General features: G+C 40.1%; 5 protein-coding genes and 1 pseudogene. 2 read left to right on the plus strand and 4 right to left on the minus strand.

All coding sequences use genetic code 11. The features are described from left to right. Both V7K40_RS00520 and V7K40_RS00525 read right to left on the minus strand, forming a co-directional pair. The coding region (locus tag V7K40_RS00520) for a dihydroxy-acid dehydratase (RefSeq protein ID WP_334955878.1) at positions 1 to 383 on the minus strand (383 nt) is incomplete at its 3' end. A gap of 152 nt (positions 384 to 535) precedes the next feature. Beyond that, positions 536 to 1,702: a GNAT family N-acetyltransferase gene (locus V7K40_RS00525; RefSeq protein WP_334955879.1), complete on the minus strand. Its 1,167-nt coding sequence runs from the start codon at positions 1,700 to 1,702 to the stop codon at positions 536 to 538. A gap of 66 nt (positions 1,703 to 1,768) precedes the next feature. On the opposite strand from V7K40_RS00525, the gene V7K40_RS00530 reads away from it, so the two are divergent. Continuing rightward, positions 1,769 to 1,915, plus strand: coding sequence for a hypothetical protein (locus V7K40_RS00530; protein ID WP_334955880.1), 147 nt, complete (start codon positions 1,769 to 1,771; stop codon positions 1,913 to 1,915). 155 nt (positions 1,916 to 2,070) lie between these two features. On the opposite strand, the gene V7K40_RS00535 is transcribed toward V7K40_RS00530, so the two are convergent. Both V7K40_RS00535 and V7K40_RS00540 read right to left on the minus strand, forming a co-directional pair. Beyond that, entirely contained in the window at positions 2,071 to 2,895 is an 825-nt protein-coding gene (locus V7K40_RS00535) for a DUF928 domain-containing protein (protein WP_334955881.1), read from the minus strand. A 76-nt stretch (positions 2,896 to 2,971) separates the two neighbouring features. Continuing rightward, entirely contained in the window at positions 2,972 to 5,359 is a 2,388-nt protein-coding gene (locus V7K40_RS00540; protein ID WP_334955882.1) for a CHASE2 domain-containing protein, read from the minus strand. 305 nt (positions 5,360 to 5,664) lie between these two features. On the opposite strand from V7K40_RS00540, the pseudogene V7K40_RS00545 reads away from it, so the two are divergent. Continuing rightward, a pseudogene (locus tag V7K40_RS00545) lies at positions 5,665 to 5,854 on the plus strand (hypothetical protein); the annotation flags it as partial.

Genomic DNA, 5,854 nt, shown 5'->3' on the forward strand with positions numbered 1-5,854 from the left:
GGCATATTCTTATCACAACCGCCAATGGCTAGCACACCATCCATACTTTGTCCAGTACAGGCGGTTTCAATGGAATCGGCAATGACTTCCCGTGACACTAGGGAATATTTCATCCCTTCAGTTCCCATCGAAATCCCGTCGCTGATGGTAATTGTGCCAAACACTTGTGGCATCGCTCCGGCGGTTTTTATCCCAACCTCTGCTATGAGCGCCAGTTGATTGATCCCCATATTGCAGGGAGTGATTGTACTGTAGCCATTGGCAATACCGACAATGGCTTTATTGAAATCTTCATCTTTAAAACCAACTGCACGCAGCATTGCTCGATTAGGCGATCGCTGCACCCCTTGCGTTACAACTTGGCTTCTCAAATTCTCCGACATAGTTACATCTTCCTATGACTTCCATGTATGAGTATCATAGGTAGCTATTTTTCCGATGTCCAATATATATTTATGAATAATTGAGACTTATAAAATATCAAAACTATGGAACTGCGACACCTGCTCTACTTCATTGCTTTTGCATCTACGTTTTATTCTTTATTACTAAAAATTTGATATCGCTTTGTAAATTGTCTTTTAAGCACTTTAAGTTTTTTGAGGACATATGCAGGCAGCAATCCAAACATCAAAGAAATAGGTTGATACGAATATACTTTTATAGTATAGTGTGGGCGTTTATCCATCTTCCAATTGTCGTACCAAGGAAAATCACTAATTAGATTAATCTCATCAACTTTATCCTCATAAGCTGACTTAACTACTTGTTCAAAAAGTATAGTGCCAGGAGATAATTTGGAATAACTCTCATCGTAAGCCAGCTTCCAAATAATGGTTGAACGCTTCAACTTAATCGCTAAATTGATCGCAATTGTCTTACCTTCAGCTTCAAGTAATTGCCATTCAAGCCAACCAGCTTCTGATAATCGACGTGTAAGATTCGTGTAAAATGATACATCTATTGATGAATTTGCAATTAAATGTCCTTTAGTTCTTTTCCAACTGGCAGTTTCCACTTCTATTAATTGAGGTAAATGTTTTTCAGTGGCATCGCTTCCTTTAAGGAAAATAGTTTTCACACCTTCTAGTTGATAGAGTTTCTTTCCCGACCTTTTAATAGTACTTTTTAAATTACCACTGAGGTTTTTTCGATATTCATCAAAACAGCCAGTTATTTTTAAGTGAGCTCCCATCATCCAATCAAGCTCTTTAATGAGGATAATGTCTGACATCCCTTCTAAAGCAGCAATAGTCGGTGAGTTCTCCGGTAAACGGTTAAATATCATGCCCAGATGATGGGGACAAAATTGTTTCGCAGCATCAATAAGGACTGGAATAACTATATTTTCAAGCCCTAATGCGGCTACAATATCAAGCGAACATGATTGCGAAGCCCTACGTGTAACTAATAACGAAAAATTGAATCCAAAGAACCGTTGTCGAGTTACAATTAGCGGCAAGACACCTACTAGCTCCGAATCGTTATAAGCAAATACACAAAACCATGATTCGCCAACTTCCACATAGTGTTCAAAATATGATGATACCCATGCATAAGATGTCATTGGTAACTGTTGAGTAGATTCAAAAACAATCTGATTCCAACTGTCTGCATGGAGCTTGAGTTCTTCAAGGTTTTCAACAATCTGTATTTTTAATTTTTCCTTAGTTAATAATTTTGATTGTGTTAATGCTACCATAGTTATAAATCTCTAATTACCAAGTTTTTGCATGATAAGTGCAAAGCTACGAGTCTCGGGAAAATAATGTCTTTAAAAACCGGACTTATATCGCAAAGCAAGAATTTAGTAGTTGATTTTATAGAAAACAAAACCACCTTACTTAAATTAACTTCTATTATACATGAAAAAGCTGGTTATGTCATAGGTCAAAGGGAATATGTAGCTACTTGAAAATCCCGCCCAGAATTTAGGAATAGAGTATATTAATTCCCCAACCGACGAGGATTGTATGTAAAGCTTCAAATGAACAAGAAAAGAGCACCATATTGAGCTATAGTTGTCCAAAGTCCAGGGATCAATTTTTAGGTGCTGTTAATTATCCCTTGTTATTTTTGCTGCTTTGCATTAGCTTGACAACATTTGACAAAGGGGTGTTTAGCTAAATTCTCTAAATCTACAGATTTAAGCAAATTCATCCACTCCACCGCTAGAGTTGGATCTTCAGGTTTGGCAAGACGTAATTCAGCCAGAGTAGTCAAGGCATCGTACCAAATACCCTTCTGGGCATAGAGGTTTACCCGTTGCTGAGGAGTTACTTGCTTGGGGCTATCTACTAATTTAGGATTTAGATTAACCCGTTGCACCCATCCTTCCACATACTCTTGTTCTGGAGGTTGTTGTGGATTGCAAATGATTTTCATCTTAAAAAACCAGTGATACATCCTATCTACTTGCAATGGGGGATTAATTGCGCTCAAGCGAATGCTAATAATTCCTGGTACTTCTGGTATTGTTACTGTTGTTCGGTGAAGAGTTTGACTTAGTTTACTTGACTCATCTTTGAGAACAAACTCAATAGAATTAATTGCAGATTTTTTATAGGGGACAAAAAACCAAAAACTTGGATATTCCTCAGTCGTTAAGCCCCAAACTTTAGTAACAGAAACTGCTTCTGTTTGTCCTTGCTTGAGTGTCTCTTTATATACAGGTACAAGTGCAATCATAGATTGGTTATTAACACCACAACCACGACTTGCAGCTCCTCCGCGATCGCCTGCTGCACCCCTATCTGGAGGAGGTGGAGGAGGCGAAAATGTAACAGGAATGGCAGCAACTGGTGTTATCCAAATCATTGGATAATAGCCAATAATTATCAACCAAGCCATCCCAAATACAGCGATAAATTGTATTTTTTGCCAATATTTTTTCATAAATAATTAGGAGTTAAACAATTTAGAATTCTGGATTTTTGATTCTGCAAAATTCATACAGAAATACTCTTCAAATTTATCTGTGAGTTTCATATTTCAAATTGAGGTTGTTATTAATTTTAAATTTTATGTTTAAGTAAGTTATAGCTATTAAACTATTACCTCCTAAAGCCAACATAGCAGGGATGAGGGGAACCCAACAACTATATGCAATTAAAAATATAAAACAGCTACCGTATAGACTTGTAATAGCTATGCCTCCTGCCAAGCTTAAGTAAGTGAATCGGTGCAGATAAGCAGTAAGCAACCCGCCTAAAAAGGACCAGCCCCAAACCCAAATTACTTCACCCCAAAGTGGCCAAGTCCACAACAGATGTTGTCCGTCCAAAGCAGCACTGAGCAGTTGACTGACCATCTGGGCTTGTAAAAATACTCCTGGTATTGCCTGTAATTTCCCTTCAGGAGTGCTGTAGGGAGTTAACCAGTAATCATGAAAAGTTTCTGCTGTTGTGCCAATAATGACTATTTTGTCTTTGACTGCATTGGCATTTAGCTTACCCGTTAGCACTTGTCCCAAGGTAATATGTGGTGCGATCGCTTCTGGGGAACCAGGGGAACGATAATTTAACAAAATTTGGTGTCCAGAAGCGTCAATCCCTTGATAACCTCCGGTATGAGTTTCTATTGGTTTAAATCTCAACTTCCCTAATTGCCACGCGCCATCAGGGTCAAATTGCAACTTAATTCCGTGTGCATACAGGTAACGCAATGCAAGTTGAACACTCAGGGCATAATGGGTAGTACAAGGAGATGAGGGTGAGGGAGTTAACGATAACAGATGGCGACGCACTACATTATCTGAATCTATGGCAATATCGCTAAAACCTAGACCCTCTGGAGAAACTTCTGGTGGTGGTTTCACACCTTGTGTTCCTGCTTGAGAATCGCTGAGTTGACACACCGCCACAAAGCGATCGCTTTTTCGCATTCGTTCTGCTAATGCTGGATAATCCTTACCCACTGGATAATCTCGGTATATATCCAAACCAATAACTTGTGGTTGATATGTCTCTAATTTTTCTAACAGTTGGGCAAGTGATTTGTCTGACAAGGAACCTTGAGGTTTTTCCTGTTTTTGCGCCTGCACATCTTCTTCAGTCACAGTGACAATCAGTAGGCGTGAGTCTGGTTTCTCAGGAGGACGCAAGCGTAACAGTTGGTCAAACGCACTTAGCTCTAATGGTTGCAGCACACCCGAATACCGTACCCCCATTAATATTCCAGTCATTGCCATACTGACCAGTAGGAGGAATGGGAAGGCAAGCCGATTTGTGATTCTTTTAACTGGGGTGGTTTTAGACAAAGATGTTGGAATATTCGGTGCATTTCTACACAATTCCCCCCAATTCAACGGCATCTCAGCAGGATTTTGACAAATGACAGGCAACCATGTCGCGCAGGGAAATTGGTTTTCTAGCCCCTGTAACCTTTCTCGTGCCTCCCTCACAGCTAAATACAACGAGTTTCCCCGCGCGAAGGCTGACAAAAAATACTTTAAAAACTGCTGCGCTACTCGGTCAGGTACAGGCTCTCGCATCACGATGATTTCGGGAATATGCAAATCTGCAAATTCCCGTGCCAATCCCAAGCCATCACAGGAATTGAAAATTGCCAGTTGTAGACCTCGTTCCACTGCCTTTCTTAGGGCATACTTTAACTGACTAATTGTTAGACTTTCAGTTTGATTGATGTAGATTTTTCCTATTTCATTCGTTTCGTGAGTAGAACTGTGTCCGGCAAAAAATAGAATCTGCCAATGCTGCTCCCATAGTTGGTCAGTAAGGTCTTGGCATTGTGGTTCAACTAAAAAAGTGATGTCTGCATTGGGTAATAAATTAAGCAACGCCTGGTCTGCTTTAGTATTAATTCCTTGGCTGTTACCCAAAATCGCTAAGATTTTTACTTTGTCGGATGTGGTTGTTATTCGGTTGACTTGTTCGTAGGCAGGAGCGCTCAAAGCTATTTCTGCTTGGGGATAACGTTCCAGCAAATCCCAAAGATGCCAGGGGAGTTTCTGTAATTGGAGGTCTTTGGTTTGTAAAAGCACACGGATATTATCCGCAAACATGAGTTTTTCCAACCATTTTTCGCGGATAGGACGAAAGGAGTCAGAAGCAAGCCAAGTATTAAAACGTACTTTAAATTCTTCAGTTGCCCGCTGGCAGTCTTCTAGAGTGGAGACTTGATTATCTTCTTTAGGTAAACCAATAGGACGAGATGGCAACCTTAAATTACGATAAATAGATTGCCAACGGTAATAATCGCGGGGAATTTCTGGGTTGGGGGGAAGCGCACCTGTGATTTCCACACTAGGGCGGGCATTTTCATCGCCAATCTGTAGGGTCACGGGAAACCCTTGTTCAAAGTTCCCCTCCCCTAACTTTAAGATAACCAACTTGCCCACAGCTAGTTCTCCACAAATGCTGAGTTGTATCTATAACCTGAAAAACCTGTAGGTTGTAGAGGTGTTTTTGGTAATATTCCTCTATTGCGTCTACAGTTTTTTATAATAACGAATCATAACAGCTCAATCCAATCAGCCACTTCATGAGCCAGCCCAAGGGTTAAGATTCCTCCTGATGGTTCAAGTTTACCAATCAGCGTCTCATTTTTAATAGAAACGAAAAATGCTAAAAATCCCCACTCACAGGCCTACGGTGTACACACAAGTATGACCAGCATAGGTTTCAATTCTAGTTGTTTCGTAGGGTGCGTTATGGAAACGCCAAAATAACAAATGCGTTCGCCGAAATAACAAATGCGTTCGCCAAAATAACAAATGCGTTCGCCGAAATAACAAATGAGTTCGCCGAAATAACAAATGAGTTCGCCGAAATAACAAATGAGTTCGCCGAAATAACAAATGAGTTCGCCGAAATAACAAATGAGTTCGCCGAAA

Source organism: Nostoc sp. (assembly GCF_036917195.1).
Lineage (GTDB): Bacteria > Cyanobacteriota > Cyanobacteriia > Cyanobacteriales > Nostocaceae > Nostoc.